Origin of the sequence: Shewanella sp. UCD-FRSSP16_17 (assembly GCF_001675935.1) — a bacterium.
In the GTDB taxonomy this organism is placed as follows: Bacteria; Pseudomonadota; Gammaproteobacteria; order Enterobacterales; family Shewanellaceae; genus Shewanella; species Shewanella japonica.
This window is the reverse complement of record NZ_LZFV01000001.1, coordinates 459,152-477,359: the sequence shown is the minus strand read 5'-3', so window position 1 is coordinate 477,359 and position 18,208 is coordinate 459,152. Positions and strand designations below refer to the sequence as shown.

At 39.9% G+C, this 18,208-nt stretch carries 16 protein-coding genes; 8 read left to right on the top strand and 8 right to left on the bottom strand.

The annotated features are described in order from the left end of the window. Window positions 1–55: 55 nt before the first annotated feature. Entirely contained in the window at window positions 56–970 is a 915-nt protein-coding gene (locus A9267_RS02050) for a LysR family transcriptional regulator (protein ID WP_065108055.1), read from the bottom strand. A gap of 268 nt (window positions 971–1,238) precedes the next feature. Between A9267_RS02050 and A9267_RS02045 the strand changes: the two genes are divergently transcribed. After that, on the top strand, window positions 1,239–2,087 hold the full coding sequence (locus A9267_RS02045; protein ID WP_065108054.1) for an enoyl-CoA hydratase/isomerase family protein: 849 nt from the start codon (window positions 1,239–1,241) through the stop codon (window positions 2,085–2,087). An 82-nt stretch (window positions 2,088–2,169) separates the two neighbouring features. Here the strand turns inward: A9267_RS02045 and A9267_RS02040 are convergent, their stop codons facing one another. After that, on the bottom strand, window positions 2,170–4,164 hold the full coding sequence (locus A9267_RS02040; protein ID WP_065108053.1) for a TonB-dependent copper receptor: 1,995 nt from the start codon (window positions 4,162–4,164) through the stop codon (window positions 2,170–2,172). A gap of 352 nt (window positions 4,165–4,516) precedes the next feature. On the opposite strand from A9267_RS02040, the gene A9267_RS02035 reads away from it, so the two are divergent. Beyond that, window positions 4,517–4,837, top strand: coding sequence for a glutaredoxin family protein (locus A9267_RS02035; RefSeq protein ID WP_055024548.1), 321 nt, complete (start codon window positions 4,517–4,519; stop codon window positions 4,835–4,837). Window positions 4,838–4,962: 125 nt separating this feature from the next. On the opposite strand, the gene A9267_RS02030 is transcribed toward A9267_RS02035, so the two are convergent. Beyond that, window positions 4,963–5,382, bottom strand: a complete 420-nt coding sequence (locus A9267_RS02030; protein ID WP_055024549.1) for a hypothetical protein — start codon at window positions 5,380–5,382, stop codon at window positions 4,963–4,965. A 431-nt stretch (window positions 5,383–5,813) separates the two neighbouring features. Here A9267_RS02030 and A9267_RS02025 point away from each other — a divergent pair, with 431 nt between their 5' ends. From A9267_RS02025 to A9267_RS02015, 3 genes are all read left to right on the top strand, one after another. Then, window positions 5,814–6,221: a LexA family protein gene (locus tag A9267_RS02025; RefSeq protein WP_065108052.1), complete on the top strand. Its 408-nt coding sequence runs from the start codon at window positions 5,814–5,816 to the stop codon at window positions 6,219–6,221. 3 nt (window positions 6,222–6,224) lie between these two features. Further along, window positions 6,225–7,481: a Y-family DNA polymerase gene (locus A9267_RS02020; protein ID WP_065108051.1), complete on the top strand. Its 1,257-nt coding sequence runs from the start codon at window positions 6,225–6,227 to the stop codon at window positions 7,479–7,481. Between the two features lie 269 nt (window positions 7,482–7,750). After that, window positions 7,751–8,347, top strand: coding sequence for a YgjV family protein (locus tag A9267_RS02015; protein WP_065108050.1), 597 nt, complete (start codon window positions 7,751–7,753; stop codon window positions 8,345–8,347). A gap of 114 nt (window positions 8,348–8,461) precedes the next feature. On the opposite strand, the gene A9267_RS02010 is transcribed toward A9267_RS02015, so the two are convergent. Both A9267_RS02010 and A9267_RS02005 read right to left on the bottom strand, forming a co-directional pair. Next, entirely contained in the window at window positions 8,462–9,535 is a 1,074-nt protein-coding gene (locus tag A9267_RS02010; protein ID WP_065108049.1) for an HlyD family secretion protein, read from the bottom strand. Then, window positions 9,536–10,018, bottom strand: coding sequence for a magnesium transporter (locus tag A9267_RS02005; RefSeq protein ID WP_065108048.1), 483 nt, complete (start codon window positions 10,016–10,018; stop codon window positions 9,536–9,538). It lies immediately after the preceding gene. Between the two features lie 167 nt (window positions 10,019–10,185). On the opposite strand from A9267_RS02005, the gene A9267_RS02000 reads away from it, so the two are divergent. Next, window positions 10,186–10,992, top strand: a complete 807-nt coding sequence (locus A9267_RS02000; RefSeq protein ID WP_082972163.1) for a LysR family transcriptional regulator — start codon at window positions 10,186–10,188, stop codon at window positions 10,990–10,992. A gap of 60 nt (window positions 10,993–11,052) precedes the next feature. Further along, window positions 11,053–13,761, top strand: a complete 2,709-nt coding sequence (locus tag A9267_RS01995) for a bifunctional acetate--CoA ligase family protein/GNAT family N-acetyltransferase (RefSeq protein WP_065108046.1) — start codon at window positions 11,053–11,055, stop codon at window positions 13,759–13,761. 176 nt (window positions 13,762–13,937) lie between these two features. Here A9267_RS01995 and A9267_RS01990 read toward each other — a convergent pair whose 3' ends face one another. After that, window positions 13,938–14,912: a GGDEF domain-containing protein gene (locus A9267_RS01990; RefSeq protein ID WP_065108433.1), complete on the bottom strand. Its 975-nt coding sequence runs from the start codon at window positions 14,910–14,912 to the stop codon at window positions 13,938–13,940. Window positions 14,913–15,262: 350 nt separating this feature from the next. Here A9267_RS01990 and eco point away from each other — a divergent pair, with 350 nt between their 5' ends. Further along, window positions 15,263–15,829 carry a serine protease inhibitor ecotin gene (gene eco, locus A9267_RS01985; RefSeq protein WP_082972162.1) on the top strand — a complete coding sequence of 189 codons (567 nt, stop codon included), beginning with the start codon at window positions 15,263–15,265 and terminating at the stop codon, window positions 15,827–15,829. A gap of 92 nt (window positions 15,830–15,921) precedes the next feature. Here the strand turns inward: eco and A9267_RS01980 are convergent, their stop codons facing one another. Next, window positions 15,922–16,200 (bottom strand): hypothetical protein, encoded by a 279-nt coding sequence (locus A9267_RS01980; protein ID WP_065108045.1) that lies wholly within the window; start codon window positions 16,198–16,200, stop codon window positions 15,922–15,924. A gap of 17 nt (window positions 16,201–16,217) precedes the next feature. Beyond that, the gene (locus tag A9267_RS01975; RefSeq protein WP_065108431.1) at window positions 16,218–18,188 is read right to left on the bottom strand and encodes a RecQ family ATP-dependent DNA helicase; all 1,971 of its coding nucleotides are present in this window, start codon (window positions 18,186–18,188) and stop codon (window positions 16,218–16,220) included. Window positions 18,189–18,208 lie beyond the last annotated feature (20 nt).

Below are 18,208 nucleotides of genomic sequence, written 5' to 3'. Positions count from 1 at the left end.
AGTTTAGGTTCGCGTTGACTTAGTCGCTGACGTAATTGCAGAGATAGGATCTGTATTAACTATTATCCCAGTCCGCCGCTCCTAGTTTTTCAACTAAAAAGTCAATAAATACCCTCACCTTAGCGCTTAACGCATTGGCCTTAGGGTATACCAGCCATATAGCAGTATGATCATCGACGTTATAATCGGGCAATATTCTAATCAAGCTTCCTTGCTTTATATCTTCAGCAACGCTCCAATAAGAATTCATTGATATCCCAGCTCCTGCCACAGTCGCTAACTTCATACTGGTACCGTCATCGCAATTCAATCTAATTCTGCCATTTACCGGCGGAAATACATATTCGTTCTGGTCGTCTTGTGCGGCACTAATCAGTTTACGGCCTTTAGCATCTTTAAATACAATTAACTGATGGTCTACTAAATCTTTGGGCGTGTCTAATGTGCCATGCGCCGCGATATAGTCGGGTGATGCACATAAAATACGTTGGTCATCGGCTAACTTGCGTGCTCTTAAGCCACTGTCTTTCGCCTCTGTGTTTCTTAGCGCTAAGTCTATGCCATGCTCTATCAGATTCACTTCAGTATCACTCAACCTCAGCTCTAAATCTAACTCTGGATACTTAGCTAAAAACTCAGGTAGAACCGGTAAAATATACAATTGTGCAAAGGTATTTGATGCGGTAAATCTTAGTAGCCCTTTCACTTCATTAATTTCACTGCCAATGGCAGCCATGGCTGCATCTTGCTGTACTAAAATCTCTTTCGCATATGGCAAGAAGCCTTCGCCTTCTGTTGATAACGACACTTTCCTTGTAGAGCGATGTAATAGGTCTGTACCTAATTGATTCTCAAGTTTTGATAACCTTGCAGACGCAATGGCTGGGGATATTCCTAAGGTTCTGCCAGCAGCACTAATACTTAATGACTCTGCAACCTTAACAAATAGACGTAAGCTCTCTGTGTCCATATTTATTTGTTCCTATTTAACCTTCTTCTACAACTCGCCATATGACAGCTGCCCATCCCAAACTTTTATTCTTAAATGACCGATTAAGCAAATACAACACCAGATAGCCCTAATTTAGTTAATAGAAATACTAAATTCTCTTTATCAATAATTCGGATTCACTTAGCAGAGTCAATCGCCTACTTTTTATGAATGTGAACCAGATGATAACCAAGTGTTATTCAGCCACATAATTCATTCATGCTAGGACATTACAAGGACATCAACAATGGAATATAAGAACTTTACAACTTTTAATGTGAAAAAAGACAATGGAATTGCATGGGTTACTATCGATTTTCCCCCTGTGAATGTTCAAGGGCAAGAGATGCTAGCAGATTTAAACAGTTTAGCGTTGCGTCTTGAACGTGATAGAGAAATAAAAGTCGTGGTGTTTCAATCTGCTCATCCTGAAATTTGGGTATGTCATTACGATACCAACTTACTTAGAGACATGTCTAAGGATGCTGTATCGCGTGACGAAGCGAAATTACTCGATCTACAATCTGTATTAGAGCGTATCAGTCGTTTACCACAAGCAACCATCGCGAAATTAGAAGGCTTTGCTCGTGGTGGCGGTCATGAGTTTGCATTAGCTTGTGATATGCGTTTTGCTGCCCGCGGCAAATACAAGTTTATGCAAATGGAAGTTGGCATGGGTATTTTGCCTTGTGGTGGTGGCGCTTCTCGAATGGCAAGACAAGCAGGACTTGGCAGAGCCCTTGAAATCATTCTTAGCGCACGTGATTTTACTGCAGATGAAGCAGAAGCATACGGCACTATCAATAAAGCGCTTGAGCCAGATGAGATAGGTGAATACGTAGAAAATCTTGCAAGACGTATTGCACAGTTTCCTGCAGAGTCTATCAATGCATGTAAGCAAACTGTGTATGAGTCTATTGATAAACCAATTGAAGACGCACTCAAGGCCGAAGCTTATTGGTTATATCAAGCAACCAGTAAAACTTCTGCAATTACTCGATTTACTTGGGCTGATGAACAAGGCGCACAGTTTGACATTGATAACCAACGTAACTGGGAGCAACTTGTTATCAATGTCCAAGAAGTGAATGACTAAACAATGACTTAATAATAGATGTAGTAACAAAAAGGTTCTGCTTATGCTGAACCTTTTTATCTTTGGTTAAGGCGACTTTCGTTTAAAAAGTGTAATCCACTTTAACCCAAGCTGTCCGACCTGGTTCATTAACTTGAAACAATGGTTCACTGCCGGGAATATCATTACCTGCACCTGAGCGACTAATATGTTCTGCGTAGGTTAGATCAAACAGGTTCTCAACACCAAAGCTGACTAATAGGTCATCATGCTTCCACGATCCATTTACCGACAAAGTGCCAAAGCCACTACTTTCCCCTAAATCTTGGCCCGATATATTGCCTTGTCCTACTGCAACTCTATCTTGCGCTGCAACAAGACGCCAAAATAGTCCAGCAGTCCAATTATTCGATTCATAGTTAACTGATATACGCCCTTCTAATGGCGAGATTTGTCCAAGAGGTGTATCAGCGGTGTCATTGTCGCCATGGCTGTAGCTAACCGTCGTTTGTGCAGACCATTGTTCATTAAAGGGGTACATTACACCAAGTTCACCACCCCAAATGGTCGCATCAACATTGTAGGCAGATGTTTTAGCCCCATTTGAATCAATTAAAATATAATCGTCGACCTTGCCATAATAAAATGCCGTCGAGATTTCATAATCATTTTGATATATCCAACCGACATCAAGCTGGGTTGTTTTTTCAGGTTCTAAATCAAATGCCTTAATGGCCATATTGCTATCATCAGCTTTCATAAACTCCCAGTAATCAGGAATGCGCTCAGCGCGTCCAACACCTGCATAGTACTGACTGTGACCAGACATGTGCTCGTAACGAATAAAACCACTGACAAGATCATCCTCTCGCTGACCTTTTTGGCCCACATGTAACTCGGTATCCCATTGATCCAATCTTAACCCTGTTAAAATTTTTCCTTGGCTTGTCGCATAATTGATATGGTAATTGGCTTCAACAAACACGCCGATATTTTCATAGCTCATGTTTTTGTTAAAAGGCTTAGCCAATAGATCATCAAGGCCGTTATCCAACTCTTTGTCTATGCTTCTGCCTTCATGCGCACTGTCCATATAATCGATACCGATTAGGGTTTCCCACTTATCACTCAACGCTAGATCCAACCAAAGATGCCCTCCTGTGGTCTCACGGCGCACATTGGTACCAGCATTTACTCCTTGATCAAATTGATCCATGATGTGATCGTTTTCATTGGAATAAAATTGAAATTCGACGTTGTTTAACCATGATGAGTTAACGTCTCGTTTCGCCAAAAGTGTTAGGTTTTCATTGTCAATTTGGCGTGCTTTATTTGCTCTGTCTGCATATTCAGCTTCACCACTTGAACTGCCATAGGCCAATTCAACAACGGTATCTTCATCTGGTGTCCATCCAAGCGCCACATTGACATTACTGCGATCATAACTTGATTGTATTGTGTTTCCATCGCCATCTTCATAGTGATCGCTTTTGGATTTATTCATATCAAAGTCAATATAATGCGTCTCAGTGCCGGCTTTCATTTCAACCAAATAGTCTTCTCGGCCAAAGCTGCCTCCTGTCATACTTAATCGGCCTTCCATGTCTTTTTCTACAAAGCTATGGCGCTCTTTTTCAAATAAAACGGTTCCGGCTGAGCCCACTGGACCATATTTAACCGTTTGCGGTCCTTTAATGACAGTAATGGCGTCATAGGCTTCAGGATAAATATATGCGGTTGGAGGATCCATACGGCCACCGCAGGTACCGTAAACATGTTGGCCGTCATCAACAATACTGACCCGTGATCCTCCCATTCCTCGCAAAGAAGGGTCGCCACCAGCGCCGCCCTTACGACTAATGCTAAAGCCTGGTATCGTTTTCAAGAAACCTGCGCCATCGTATGCAGGTAAAGGTAAGCGAGGTTTTTTGGGATCGGTAGTAACCTTAGATGGCTCTTTCATTAATTCACCCGTGACAACGAGATAATCATCGCATTGCTCACCATCACAGGTCTTTGTAGTATGATCTGCTATTGCCAAGTTTGGCGTTAAAGATGCCGCAATCAGCGCAGCTAAAATTGAAGTATTAAATTTCATTACAACGTCCATTTATTATTTATCTATGAACGTTTTCGCAGATTAATTCGCTTTGCTCAATCAGAAGCGTAGACAGTGCGACAATCTGTCACAGGCTAATTTGATGCGAATCACACTACTGATTTTAAAGTGCTTTTATTTGATATCGTTGCCGCAAAAAATATCCTTAAAAGAGATATGAATCCGGCATGATTTAATTGCTTACATTCACTAGATAAATACTGCCTTATCCCCACTTTATTTATTCGTAATCGCTTATTTAGACATATTGAAATAGCGGTTTAATTTTCATCCCGATATTTATATAATTACGATTATTTTTTAAGCCCATTGAGCCCATGGAAGGTATTCATTGAAAAAGCTATTTGTGTTGTTGGTCCTTTACGCCGCTTACCAACACTGGAATCAATCACCGGTCGAGCCTATCCGTGCCACCTATGCCGCCAGTAATGAAGTTATTATGTATGCAACAGCTTGGTGCAAGTACTGCCAAAAGGCACGTATCTTTTTTGACGATAATGGCATTGCTTATCAAGAGTTTGATATTGAGAAATCTTTCGCTGCTAATGAACGTTATCAAGCATTAAACGGCCAAGGGATCCCTTTGTTGCAAGTTAATGGCACGCTTATCAGGGGCTTTAATCAGGATAAAATAGTCTCTTCACTGCATTAACGATTTACTTAGCACCTTGTTAAATAAGGGCATTGCTAAAAAAATATACCCGGTCACCAATTGTGATGACCGGGTATATTTTATTCGTACGGTTATTACTACCGATATTGATAATAAACCGTTAACTAGTTATTACTAGCATAGTGAACACACTGGTTTTGCACTGCTGTGGTTTTTAATAACTGAGTGAATTGCGCCTTGTTGCCATCGGCTTTTTGCTCTTTTATTAAGGTTTCCATATGCGTAGCTTGGCTCACAACCTTTTCCATCGCAATTTGCCTTGCTTGTTGTTCTGTCTGACCTGTTAATACTAATTGCTCAACTAGGTTAGAATAGTTCTCGTAAACCATGCCTTTATAAAAGTCTGCTTCTGACGCTAACGGTGTATGCGAGTAAATTATTGAGCAGCTTACAGCGCTATCGATATTGGCAATAGATTGGTCTATTTGAATGACCACAGATTGCTGAGTTGAAAAACTGGCATTAGCAGCCACTGAAAATAAACTGAATGCAATAAATGCAGTAATCGTTTTTAACTTTTTCATACTCACTCCGATTTAATCAATTATGTGCCCGGTTAATTGACACTATCTTATCCATCTCACTGACTCATTAGTTACCATTTCGCGCCTCATTGAGACAAAGAATAACTAGAAGGCACATATTTCATATTATGAAGCGACAGTAAATAATCATTATCTGACTGTTATAGTAATGAATTTTGCTAAACCTAAGCTGAACAGAAAGTTAACTTCTCAAGCTGTCAGTATTTTCTACAACTTGACCTGTTTATTTATCAAGTCGCTATACCTATTACTCACTTATCAATATGACCTCTGTCGCTCCTAGCTAAAATCCGTTCGCAAAACGCACACTTCGTTCAAAAAGCCGCCAAAACCACATAAATTATTGCCAATTTTACGGGGAGCACTATAATACTGTATAAATATACAGTTATCTTTGTGATGTGAAATTTATGAATGTGATCCCTATTTTTGCCAGTGCTGGCATTACAGGTTTTGAGTCCCCAGCTGCTGAATATCGACAGCTACCACTCAGTTTAGATGAGCTACTGATTGAACACCCAAGCGCAACATTTATTGGTCAAGCCAGCGGCGACTCAATGGAAAAGATAGGGATTTTTGATAAAGACATTTTGATAGTCGATCGTCATGTTACTGTGGAAAATCACGATGTTATTGTGGCGAATTATAATGGCTGCTTCGTCTGCAAATTAATTGATACTCAGCGGCGATTATTATTATCAGCGAATGACAATCACCATAGTGTACTGATTCAAGAACATGACAGCTTTACTGTTGAAGGTGTGGTGATCCGTTCAATACGTTGTCATCGTCAAAGTCCAATATTGTCGGGTCGTTAACCCATGTATGCCTTAGTCGATGCCAACTCTTTTTATTGCAGCGCAGAGCAAGTGTTTAGGCCTGAATGGCGTGGACGCCCTATTGTTGTCCTATCCAATAATGACGGCTGTATTGTCGCGGCCAACCGTCAAGCTAAAGCATTAGGCATTGGTAAATTTGGCCCTTACTTTGAAGTTAAACATCAATGTGAAAAACTAGGGATTATTGCACTTTCTTCTAATTATGAGCTTTATGCCTCTTTGTCTCATAACATGATGGATGTCATTGGTCGCTTCGCCCCCGAACAGCACATATACAGTATTGATGAATCTTTTCTCTCTTTTAAGCGTAGTTACCCAGCAATTCCATGTTTAAGCCATCACGCCTCTCTTATTCGCAGAGCGGTATGGAAAGAAACGCGTTTAGCGGTTTGTGTTGGCATTGGCGAAACCTTAACACTCGCTAAAGTAGCCAACCACGCAGCCAAAAAGCTTGCTGGGTATGACGGTGTTTGCTGCATCGAGTCCGATGAAGAGCGCCGCGCTATTCTAGCAAACATGAAAGCCACCGATGTCTGGGGGATCGGCTCAAGAATAGGTAAGAAACTCCAGGCAATGGGGATTCATACTGCTTTAGCATTAGCGAACTTACAGCCTGGGATCGCCCGTAAAAATTTTAGTATTGAAATAGAACGTACGGTGCGAGAGCTCAATGGCGAGCAATGTAAAGGATGGGATAGCGCAAGAGCTGATAAGCAGCAAATTTTTTCCACCCGCAGTGTTGGCCAGCGGATCACTGATAGAGAATCTTTGCTGCAAGCCCTGAGTAAACATGCAGCCATCGCTGCCGCCAAAGCAAGGCTGCAAGGTTCAGCAGCCAGTAGTCTCCTTATTTTTGCCAAAAACTCTCCATACGATGAGCAACCTTCCGGTTTTAAATACCATTATCGTTGTGCATTTCCGACCAATGACACATGCGAACTCATTAGTTATGCAACAGCCATAGGGAGTCAGTTATTTAATCCAAATACACGGTATTATAAAATTGGCATTGGTCTTATTGACCTTTCTCCGGTACAGCATTTACAGGGAGATTTATTTACTCCAGCCAAAGATCCGACACTCATGCAGGTTTGCGATAAGCTTAACCAGCGCTATGGCACTGACTCAATATTTGTTGCCGCCCAAGGGATTACTGGAAAATGGCATATGCGCAGAGAACTACTGACCCCACAATACACAACCTGTTGGCAAGATATCCCAAAGGTCAGTTGTCGTTAAGTGAGTGTTTAAATGAAATGTTGAAAAACAATTAAGAAGTAACGTGAGTAGTTATTAAAACGGGATAATATACAGCGACCACAAACCCGACAGGCGCAACAAATAACAAACAAAGCCATTACCCATCAAGAACAAACCTTACACCTTTGAAGCACACTAAATCAAAAAATAACTATTTTTAGGCTGAATATTAAAGCTAAAGCTGAAAACCTCGTTCAGATCAAATTAATGCTGCTGAAAATATAGACAATACGCCCTTCGATTTTTTAGTGAGTATCATCTGCGTGTCTGAGTTTGCGTTTAATCAACTGTTCTTTGTGCAATTACTAGGCTTCATTTCAATGGCTATCGGCTGGTGGGCAAATAGCCAAAAACAAGATTGCAAATTTATTCATGGCAATATGCTTGCATCCATTCTTACAGCCATTCACTTAGGCTTACTAGGCAGCTTTCTTGGAATGGCGAATCAACTTGTAAATGTGGTTCGATTCCGTTGTTGCCAGCAACTCGGCCATACAAAGAAATCGGAATTCGTGCCATTAATGATGAGTGTCACCTTTTCTACTGTAGCGATTTTACAGGGAGTAATGTGGGCCGAACATTGGAGTGAATGGTGCGCAGTTTTTGCAGCAGTGATAATGAGTATAAGTCTATTTTATTGTAAAGGAATGGCACTTCGCGCCGCTATGCTAGTGAGTAATGCATTGAACTTAATGCTTTCAATATATTTGATGTCATGGTCTGGAATATTATATCAAGTGATGACAATAACAATTCTAGCTCAAAGTGTGTTTCTGCAATACAAGCAAATTAAATTGGCGACTAATAATGACACCATTTCCTCAAATCAAGCATTAAGTCAATAAGGTGTTATTTGTTTTAACGCTCTAGGGAATCTTATTGTAAGCACGCTAAGTAATACACATAAAAAAGGGAGCCAAAGCTCCCTTTTATATTTCCGCAATTATTATTACTTCTTATTACAAAGCGCTTAGGTAAGCTTTAAGGGCTTTAAGTCTGACTGTTGCAGCGCCAATAATATCCATGAAGCCTAAGAAACTCGCTGGCTTTTCTGCCGATATCCAGCCTGAACCTGTCGCGCCAATCGGGATTGAATAGCCTTCTGGCTCTTCAAATTCAATAACCACTGTACGCCCATGACTTCCAGCGTTATTACCAACATGTTGCCTGACTTGCTGAGTTCCTGCTAATGGGCTGATCATCGACTCACCTGTACCTGAAGTCACACTGTGCACTCGACCTCGAAATATCTCACCAGGAAAAGCATCAACGTAAAACTCGGCAAATTGGCCAGGCTTAATATAACGATACGATTGATCTGCAATTCGCATTTCTAAAAACTTCTTAGAGGTATCATAAAGGTGCATGTTACCAATACGACTGCCTACTGCCACATTCGTAATAGAAAGTTGACCGTCAAATTGAGCTCTAATTTCACGACGTTCATCATTCCACTGAGCAGAACCAATCTGTGCATCAAACGAGCGTAACTGCGCACGATGAGTTTCAAGCTCAGCAACCACTGATGCGATTTCAGCTTCCGTAGATTGTATTTTTGCTTCTAAGTCATCTCGTGTCATTTCACTGGCATAATCACGTAAGTCTGTGACACGAACAAAGTTGCGTTTGTCATTGTTAAGCGTCACTTCTAGCGCTTCCATACGCAGTTTAAGTGCTTCTTTCTTAGCAAGCTCAGCAGCTTTTTGCGCTTTTAACGATCTGATTTCTTTTTCACTGTCGACTGACACCAATTTGTAAATCAAATCGCCTTTTTTAACCATTTGGTTATGAGTAACAAAAATCTCTTCGATTTCTTGACCAAACAAAGGACTAAGCACTGCATGAGGAGCTTTAACCGTTGAGCTGTCAGTTAAGTCTGCTGGGGACCAAAAACGATGAGCCGTAAATAGAATGAAGGCAATAAAGAACCCTAAACCAACTGAGCGAACAGCATTCGCTAGATTCCACTGTATAACACCAAGTTTAACCAGTAACCAAATGATTAATACATAAGGGAGCATAATCTCTTTCATTTACTTATCTCCTTTAATGCCGTTGCTGATAATGCTTGAAAGTCTATTGGCAAGTACATCCCAACGACCAAATGCAATGATTATGGCAAGAACCCACCAGGCTTTATCGATGAATAATCCACACAGTGACAAAGCAAATACAATTTGCGTGTGTGCACTCGACATGGCTTCAGCCTTGTGTACTGCAACTTCATGCAATCGCCAAAATAAAAGTAATGTGTAGCAAATGATCGAGACGGTCACGACAAACACAAACCCCATAAATAACTCAGAATCCAGAAGTGCTAAAATGGATGGATAACCATTAACAAAGTAACTTTCGGGTAATGATTTCCCGTGAATAGCTGTTAATAATGAAAACAGATAACTCAACAAACCGATTGTTGCTACGGCGATAATGAGCCACATACTTTTTTTAGCAATAACAAGCGCTATGCTTGGTTTTTCTTCTGGAATGGTGGCAAGTTCGTGCTGTTCTGACATGTATTCTCCAAGGGGTAATAAGATAACTAAATGGAATATTAACAACCTCTATATGTAAATTTGGAATAAGGCATATTCCATATGTACAAATTAGCGAATGCCACTACTGTGTTTGATGTTTTAATGATGTAATATGAAATTAAGATGTTCTTATTTATCGGTATATTATGGATCTTAATGCACTTAATGTGTTTATTACCCTGTATAAATCAGGTTCAACCCAACGTGCTGCCAAACTACTTGGACGATCACAGTCGTTTGTTTCAAAAGTACTTGCACAATTACGTGAAGAACTAAACGACCCTTTGTTTATCCGAACAGCAAACGGTCTGCAGCCCACCAGTTACGCCGATAAAATTGCGCCTAAGATTCAAAGCTCAATAGAACAAATCAATATTGCTTTAGAGCCTGAATATTTTGATCCCAAAAACCTGCAATACATCACAGTCCATATCGGAGAGCCATTAGCGGTGATGATGGGTAAAGCGTTAATCGAAACCATTCGCCGTGAAACCAACGCAGTAATTGAATTAAGGCAATGGCGTAAAACCAGTAATGATGGTTTGATTGAAGGCTCAATCGATATTGGTATACAAACACTGAAAGATCGCCCCCAGCAGCTATATCAGAAAAAAATAGCTTCAGGTTATGGATCATTAGGTGGGAATTTGGACGGGGAGTTCGTTAAATTAATCGTCGATGACTTAAACGAATACGTAGAGCTATATCGTGCCTTTGATGAGAAACGCAACCCTACTATAATTGTAGATAACTATATGGTTCAGCAGGAATTATTGAAAAATAATTACTCGTATCAATTTAATTTAGAATCGAACGGTGCACATAAGAATTTGGCCGTTGACTTAGCTATCATTACCAGTGCAGCAAGAAGACATGAAGCAAAAATTGTCTGGCTGTCTGAGCTTTGTCAAAAAGTGATATTAGAAGCGGTAAATAATAAAAACAAAATTTAACGCCTAATCGCCATTCAGCTTTAGGGTTACGTTAGTCAATAAATTCGATAGTGAGGCAATATGAGTCAACGAAGTATTCACACCTTGTTTAAGCCTAAATCAATCGCTGTCATAGGTGCCTCCAATACCGAAAAACGTGCTGGTCGAGTATTAATGAAAAACTTACTCGGAAGCGGTTTTTCTGGGCCGATAATGCCTGTCACCCCAAAATATGACGCTGTTATGGGCGTTTTGGCTTACCCTAATATTGAATCCTTACCGATAAAACCTGATCTTGCCATTATCTGTACTAGGGCAAGCAGAGTACCCAATATCGTTGAAACCTTAGCCCAATTCGGCTGTAAAGTCGTCATCATCATGGCTTCTGGCATGGCTGATGAATATGATGAAAATGGCGAAAGTTTACTTTCAGTCACATTACAAAATGCGAAACGGTTTGGCATGCGCATATTAGGCTCCAATAGCCTAGGTATGATCATCCCTACAATAGGGTTAAATGCAAGTTTAGCTCACAGTGGTGCTAAAAAAGGTAAAATAGCCTTTGTCTCTCAGTCCGCTGCAATATGTACCACTGTACTGGATTGGGCCAACAATAAAGATATTGGCTTTTCATCATTTATCTCCCTTGGTGATGCGACAGATATTGATTTTGACGAATTACTCGATTATTTAGGACGAGATAGCCGTACCAGTGCCATCATGCTCTATATCGACTCTATCAGTGAAAAAAGACACTTTCTTTCCGCGGCGCGAGCCGCTGCACGTAATAAACCAATATTTGTGATTAAGTCAGGACGCAGCCAAGAAGGCATAAAAGCAGCCATGCTTCATACTGGAGGCATGGGAGGCAATGATGCTGTATATGAAGCCGCGTTTAGACGTGCGGGTATGTTAAGAGTTAATGACTTAATTGAATTATTTGCCGCAGTTGAAAGTTTAGCTCATTCAACCCCGCTTAAAGGTGAGCGTGTTGCGATCATCAGTAATGGCGGAGGCCCTGCAGTCCTTGCTGCAGATGAGTTAATTATTAAAGGTGGCAAGCTTGCCAAGCTATCGCCTGAAACAGTCGATAAGCTGAACACATTATTACCCACAACATGGTCAGGCCAAAACCCCATAGATATTGTTGGCGATGCCAATAGCAAGCGGTACACTCAGGTGTTAGAAGTCTTGATGGATAGTCAAGAAATGGATGCTATTTTAGTACTACATTCGCCGTCTGCATTAGAAGAAAGCGATGAAATCGCACAAAGTTTAGTAACAACAATCAGCAATCATACAAACCGCAATAAATTAAACATCTTAACTAACTGGAGTGGTGAAGACTCTGCCTATGTGGCAAGAAAGATCTTTAATAAAGCGGGAATTCCAACTTATCGAACACCTGAAGGCGCAGTGAAAGCCTTTATGCATATGGTTGAGTATCGTCGTAACCAACGATTACTCCAAGAGGTACCTCAATCTATTCCTGATAATATTCCTGCAAATGTTAATGTGGCTCGTGGATTACTGCAAAAGGCGCAGCAAGAACAAAGATTCATATTAGAAACCCATGAAACACGCGATATTTTAAAAGCTTATGGGCTTAACACCATTAAAACCTGTTTTGCTGACAATGCTGAATCAGCCGTCAAATTAGCCAATGACGTGGGTTATCCAGTGGCATTGAAAGTACAATCACCGGATCTCATGTATAAGTCAGATGTTCATGGTGTCATGCTAAACCTAACTAACGATGATGAGGTCCGTCAAGCAGCGCAGTCTATTGTTAGCCGTGTTAAAGAAATCAATCCTGATGCCAAAATTGATGGCATGATAGTGCAGAAAATGGCACTGACAGCAGGCGCACAAGAAGTCAGAGTGTCAGTGATCAATGACCCTGTTTTTGGCCCTGCTATTTGTTTAGGTGAAGGAGGCTCTGAGTGGGATCCCACCCGTGATGCCGCAGTTGCCCTACCACCTTTAAATATGACACTCGCTCGTTATATGGTTATTCAGGCGTTAAAATCCAATAAACTGCGCGATCGGCATCTTCCACTCGGTCTAGATATGCATGCACTATGTGTCATGCTTACGCAAATTTCACATTTAATCATTGATTGCCCAGAAATCGCTTCACTGGATTTGAACCCTGTATTAGCGGCAGGTGAAACCATTACCTTACTTGATGTAAACATGAAGCTAAATAGTATGGATATTGATCCAAAAACACGTTTAGCCATCATGCCTTACCCTAAAGAGCTTGAACAAACCGCGATACTAAAAAATGGTCAAGAGGTCATGTTAAGACCAATATTACCCGAGGATGAACCAAAGCATTTAGCCTTTGATAACTCATTAAGTGACGAAGACCGCTATAAACGTTACTTTGGGGTGCGCTCACGTATGACCCATGAAGAAATGGCAGTGCTAACTCAAATCGATTACGCTCGAGAAATGGCCTTTATTGCAACCGCAATGGATGAAAATGGAGAATCAATAACCTTGGGGGCCGTTAGAGCATCAACAGATCCTGATAATACAGAAGCAGAGTTTGCTATGGCCGTCAGAGGCGACTATCAAGGTATTGGTCTTGGCAGATTATTACTTGAAAAACTTGTGAATTATTACAAGGATTCAGATACCCCAGTCCTTGCTGGTTTTACAATGTTTGAAAATCGCAGTATGGCGAATTTAGCGAAAAACCTAGGCTTTACCGTGTCTTTTGATATGGAGGAGCATTTAATAAAAATGCATATGGCACTTAAGCCTGAAAATGATAAAACATAGAAGACAATAAAACCTGGGCGATGAACCAGTTAATGCTTTGCTCTTGTCTGTTTAGCACCAAGTAAAGACCGGCTATCACTAGTTGATCGCAAGAGATCGCTAGTGATAGCAAAATAATCGCTTAGAAACTGCCGAAAGCGTGCTAAAAGAATCCAAGCTTAAACGCCTGCATACAGTTAACCTTTTACACAATTCCTTCCTGATGACTTAGCTTGATAAAGCATGTCATCTGCACGTTTTAATAACGTTTCTGAGTCATCACCAGGTTGAATATTAGCAAGACCAATAGACACGGTAATATGGCCTAACTGCTGTTTGTTTTCTTTTCCTATGGTGAGCTGCCTCATAGCAATACGTTCACGGATACTCTCTGCTACTGTCATCGCATCTTTAAATTCAGTGTTAGGAAGCATAACCACGAACTCTTCCCCGCCGTAACGAGCAACAAAATCATTTCCTTTAACGGATTGCTTTAAAGCAAAGCCAACAAAAGCCAATACCTTGTCACCAACTAAGTGTCCGTGCGTATCATTAAAAGTCTTAAAGTGGTCAATATCTACCATTAACAAACAACATGGAATTTGGCTTTGAGTAAATAAGCTCACTTGCTCAGTTGAAAATATTTCATAAGCTCGGCGGTTATTTAATGAGGTTAACTCATCTGTCATCGCCACTTTGCTTAAATTATCCATGTCCATTTTTAATTGAGTTAATTCATCACCTAAGGTTGCTAAGTCTGCTTTCATTGAATGATTTAAGCTAACGACCTTTTCGACTTCAGCACTGATGTTATTCACTAATGTATTGAGTAATTGTGGCGTAGGTTCAGACTGTAATTCATGACTAAACTCAGATAAGTGAGTAGAAAAGTCATCTGTGCCAGTTGAGATTTGGCCCATTTTATTCAGCAAGCTGTTAATTAAGATTTGAGTTTCTATCTGAACATTCTCAATCACCTCTGGAGATTGCTCTTGAATAAAATTATTGTAAAGACCTTGATTCACTGACGCAGTAAACTCAACTTCGTTAGCCAATAAACCGTCAATAGCACGTTTTAAACTGAGGTTGGTTTCAGCATAATATTGATACCAAATAGCATAGTTTTCAGGCGTAACAGGAATATTTAGCGCTGACATTTGTGGAACAGCCATGCGTAAAATTTGCGCTGAGTTTTCAAGGTTAGTATTCAATTTAACATCCTATGTCATTAGTGTCTTACATACTTAAATGTGAACCGACATCCTAGCAAGTGCGCTTTATTTTGACGCTATATGCTGCATATTAATAAAATTAATATCATACTTAACAGCCTAATCCAACATAAAAGATATTGAAAATTAAGACTATTTATTCAACCATAACATTATAAAAAGCAGAGAGTGAAACGTTATTGAAAAAAAATTGAAAAAATAAAACCCTTTTTCAAAAAGCATCCGTTTATATCAATAACAATCGAATCAATCTATCGTATTACATTAGCATTTTAGAGGTGAGAATCCATATGAAAAATATTCTGAATACTACATTAAAAAGTCTAACTAAACTTTCTGCACTCAGTTTATTAACAGCCATGACTTTCTCGGCAGCTGCAACAAGTCCAGTACCAAATCAATTTGAGAAACCACAAATGATAACCACCTATAAATATAGTCAGGACAATTACCAAGTGGTTGACGCCGCAAAAATGTTTCCTAAACCTTCAGCGAATCAAGTACAACACATACTGTCTTTAGACACGCTTGAGAATGAAGCAGACTATAAAATTGAGATACAAATCGGTCAAAATAAGCTGGTGGATTGTAATCGCCATCATTTATCAGGCAAATTAGACAAAATTAGCTTACAAGGTTGGGGTTATCAATATTATAGCGTTGAGCAACTCACTGACGGTCCAACAACTATGATGATGTGCCCAGATCCTAAAACCATGAAATTCGTCACTATGGGCAAAAGTTTGATGATTGATTATGACAGCAGACTGCCAAAGGTATTCTATTTACCTGAAGGTGCTGAACTACGTTATCGAGTTTGGCAAGTTAAAGACACTTATCAATTTGCAGGGCAATAATCGACTCTGTGATGGTTACTTTAATTTATATAAGCTTAGCGTCATATATGTTTTAAGTCAGGAGCAGTATGACAGGCTACGATGCTATGTTGTTAAAATCGTTTGACACGAACAACTTGCATCACTTCAATCGAAAAGCCTGCAAGCATCTTTTCTTCTTTATAATACGTTAAACTAACGAATTGATCTTTTAGCGACTTATATTTTTTAGGTCGCTTAAAAGTGAAAGCCACGTCATAACCGTCGATCATTAAAGTATGTAATACCCATTCGTCTTTATCGCGTTGGGTGTGCGAAACAACTTTTACCCCCTCAAGGTGGTTTAATTTTTCATGTTTTTTGAGCAAACCATCAACGGCTTTATTCTTCATATTGGCTTCTTTTAAGATTAACGACGCTCTTCAATAAGCTGAATGATTTCTTGATAACGATACTCGCCACAATAGCCAAATCCTGGTAATTGTTTCACTCGTATACGAGCGAATATTGGCAATGTCATACCAGCAAGAAATTTAGCTTTTACAGCAGTAGAGATACTTGAGTGCCCTTTTGCGTTCATATGCAACACAAATTCAGATAGATACTGCTCAACGTTCGCTAACTGATTTAACGCTATATGACTTTTTTGGGGCAAAATCGCAACTTCACCACGACAAACGCTACAATGTCCACACTGCTGCGGGGCTCTATTATCATCAAAATAATGGTTCAAACGAGCTGTGATACACGTCTTTGATTCGAAAAAATTTAACAACTGATTAAGACGTGAGATTTCTTTTACTTCATTGCTTTGAAAATATTGAGAGAGTTGAGCAACAAGATCTGCGTGAACTAGCCTACTGCTGTTAACTTCAAAAACTTGGGTAATTTTTTTAGTTTCAAGAAGAATCATCTGCTTGTCAGCCAAATAATCTAATGCAGCAACAACTCGTTGTCTTTCAGCACCAAACTCTTGATAAAGAGAGTCAAAATTTAACTGGCCCCATATTTTTTTAAAGTGAGTATGGGCAAAAATTTGAGTTAAAAATGCTTGTCTAGATTCATCAAACTGCGCTAAGACAGCCGCTTTATCTTGAACAAATTGATATTTAAATTCAGCAAAGTAAGCAAAGCTAGGTTTTAACACATTCGCCAACTCAAGTTGTACAAGCAAGGTCTTTAACGGTAAAAGCTTTATATTGGTACTGGTTGAAATAGCAGACTCTTGCATTTCCCACTGACCATTATCAGTTTCTTGGCTAATATGTTGGATAAGCTTTTGTATTGCACTAGCTTCAGGCGTGTCGCCATAAACAAAATTCTCGATGGTATTTAAACCATCTTTGTTAGCTAAAGTGACACAATGAGACAGCTGGCCATCTCGCCCTGCTCGTCCAATCTCTTGGCTGTAATTTTCAATAGACTTTGGCAAATCGTAGTGAATGACAAATCGAATATCGCTTTTGTCTATTCCCATACCAAATGCAATTGTCGCGACAATAATCGGGATTTGACCTGTCATAAATTGCTGTTGGATCCGATGGCGGGTTTCAGCATCTAACCCTGCATGGTATGCAGTACAATTAACTCCCTGTGAGCGTAGATACAGCGCCACATCTTCTGCCGTTTTTTGCAACGTCACATAAATAATCCCAGCACCTTGATGATGGTGAATGGCATTCAATAATTCAATGTTTTTATCTTGTTCTAATGTTGCCTTAACACTGATATCAAGATTGGGTCGATAAAACCCCGTCTGTACAATTTGCTCCGCTGAAATAGCAAAGTGTTTAGCAATATCCTGTTTGACTTTAGCCGTTGCCGTAGCGGTAAGTAACAATACCTGAGGGATAGCAAAGGATTGGCAGTAAACCGGTATTTTTAAGTAGTCAGGTCGAAAGTTATGACCCCACTCAGAAATACAGTGCGCCTCATCAACCACTAGTAAAGAAATCTGAATAGAAGCGAGAAATTGTCTAAAACGTTCATTTTTGAATCGTTCAACTGATACCATTAAAATTTTAGTATGGCCACTTCGAACGTCTCGCATCACTTGCTGACTTTGATCGTAACTCTGACTCGAATCAATACTGGCGGCATTGATCCCTTTATCCTTGAGAAAAGCAATTTGATCTTTCATTAATGCTAATAAAGGTGAGATAACCAAAGTAACGTTAGCTAGCTGTAAGGCACTAAATTGATAACACAAAGATTTACCTGAGCCAGTAGGGAAAATAGCTAAAGAGGAACGTCCTAAAAGGATATGTTCAATAACAGCTTGTTGTCCTTCACGAAATCCATCAAACCCAAATTGTTGTTTAAGTTGCTGATGTAGAAATTCACTATCAGCGGCTTGTAAAACTTGAGTTGAGTCATGCATAGGATTCATTTGAATACCTT

Bases quoted from the DNA above. Each gene is read 5' to 3' on its own strand.
- A9267_RS02050 (WP_065108055.1), bottom strand. From the start codon at position 970: ATGGACACAGAGAGCTTACGTCTATTTGTTAAGGTTGCAGAGTCATTA.
- A9267_RS02045 (WP_065108054.1), top strand. From the start codon at position 1,239: ATGGAATATAAGAACTTTACAACTTTTAATGTGAAAAAAGACAATGGA.
- A9267_RS02040 (WP_065108053.1), bottom strand. From the start codon at position 4,164: ATGAAATTTAATACTTCAATTTTAGCTGCGCTGATTGCGGCATCTTTA.
- A9267_RS02030 (WP_055024549.1), bottom strand. From the start codon at position 5,382: ATGAAAAAGTTAAAAACGATTACTGCATTTATTGCATTCAGTTTATTT.
- A9267_RS02025 (WP_065108052.1), top strand. From the start codon at position 5,814: ATGAATGTGATCCCTATTTTTGCCAGTGCTGGCATTACAGGTTTTGAG.
- A9267_RS02020 (WP_065108051.1), top strand. From the start codon at position 6,225: ATGTATGCCTTAGTCGATGCCAACTCTTTTTATTGCAGCGCAGAGCAA.
- A9267_RS02010 (WP_065108049.1), bottom strand. From the start codon at position 9,535: ATGAAAGAGATTATGCTCCCTTATGTATTAATCATTTGGTTACTGGTT.
- A9267_RS02005 (WP_065108048.1), bottom strand. From the start codon at position 10,018: ATGTCAGAACAGCACGAACTTGCCACCATTCCAGAAGAAAAACCAAGC.
- A9267_RS02000 (WP_082972163.1), top strand. From the start codon at position 10,186: ATGGATCTTAATGCACTTAATGTGTTTATTACCCTGTATAAATCAGGT.
- A9267_RS01995 (WP_065108046.1), top strand. From the start codon at position 11,053: ATGAGTCAACGAAGTATTCACACCTTGTTTAAGCCTAAATCAATCGCT.
- A9267_RS01990 (WP_065108433.1), bottom strand. From the start codon at position 14,912: ATGGCTGTTCCACAAATGTCAGCGCTAAATATTCCTGTTACGCCTGAA.
- eco (WP_082972162.1), top strand. From the start codon at position 15,263: ATGAAAAATATTCTGAATACTACATTAAAAAGTCTAACTAAACTTTCT.
- A9267_RS01980 (WP_065108045.1), bottom strand. From the start codon at position 16,200: ATGAAGAATAAAGCCGTTGATGGTTTGCTCAAAAAACATGAAAAATTA.
- A9267_RS01975 (WP_065108431.1), bottom strand. From the start codon at position 18,188: ATGCATGACTCAACTCAAGTTTTACAAGCCGCTGATAGTGAATTTCTA.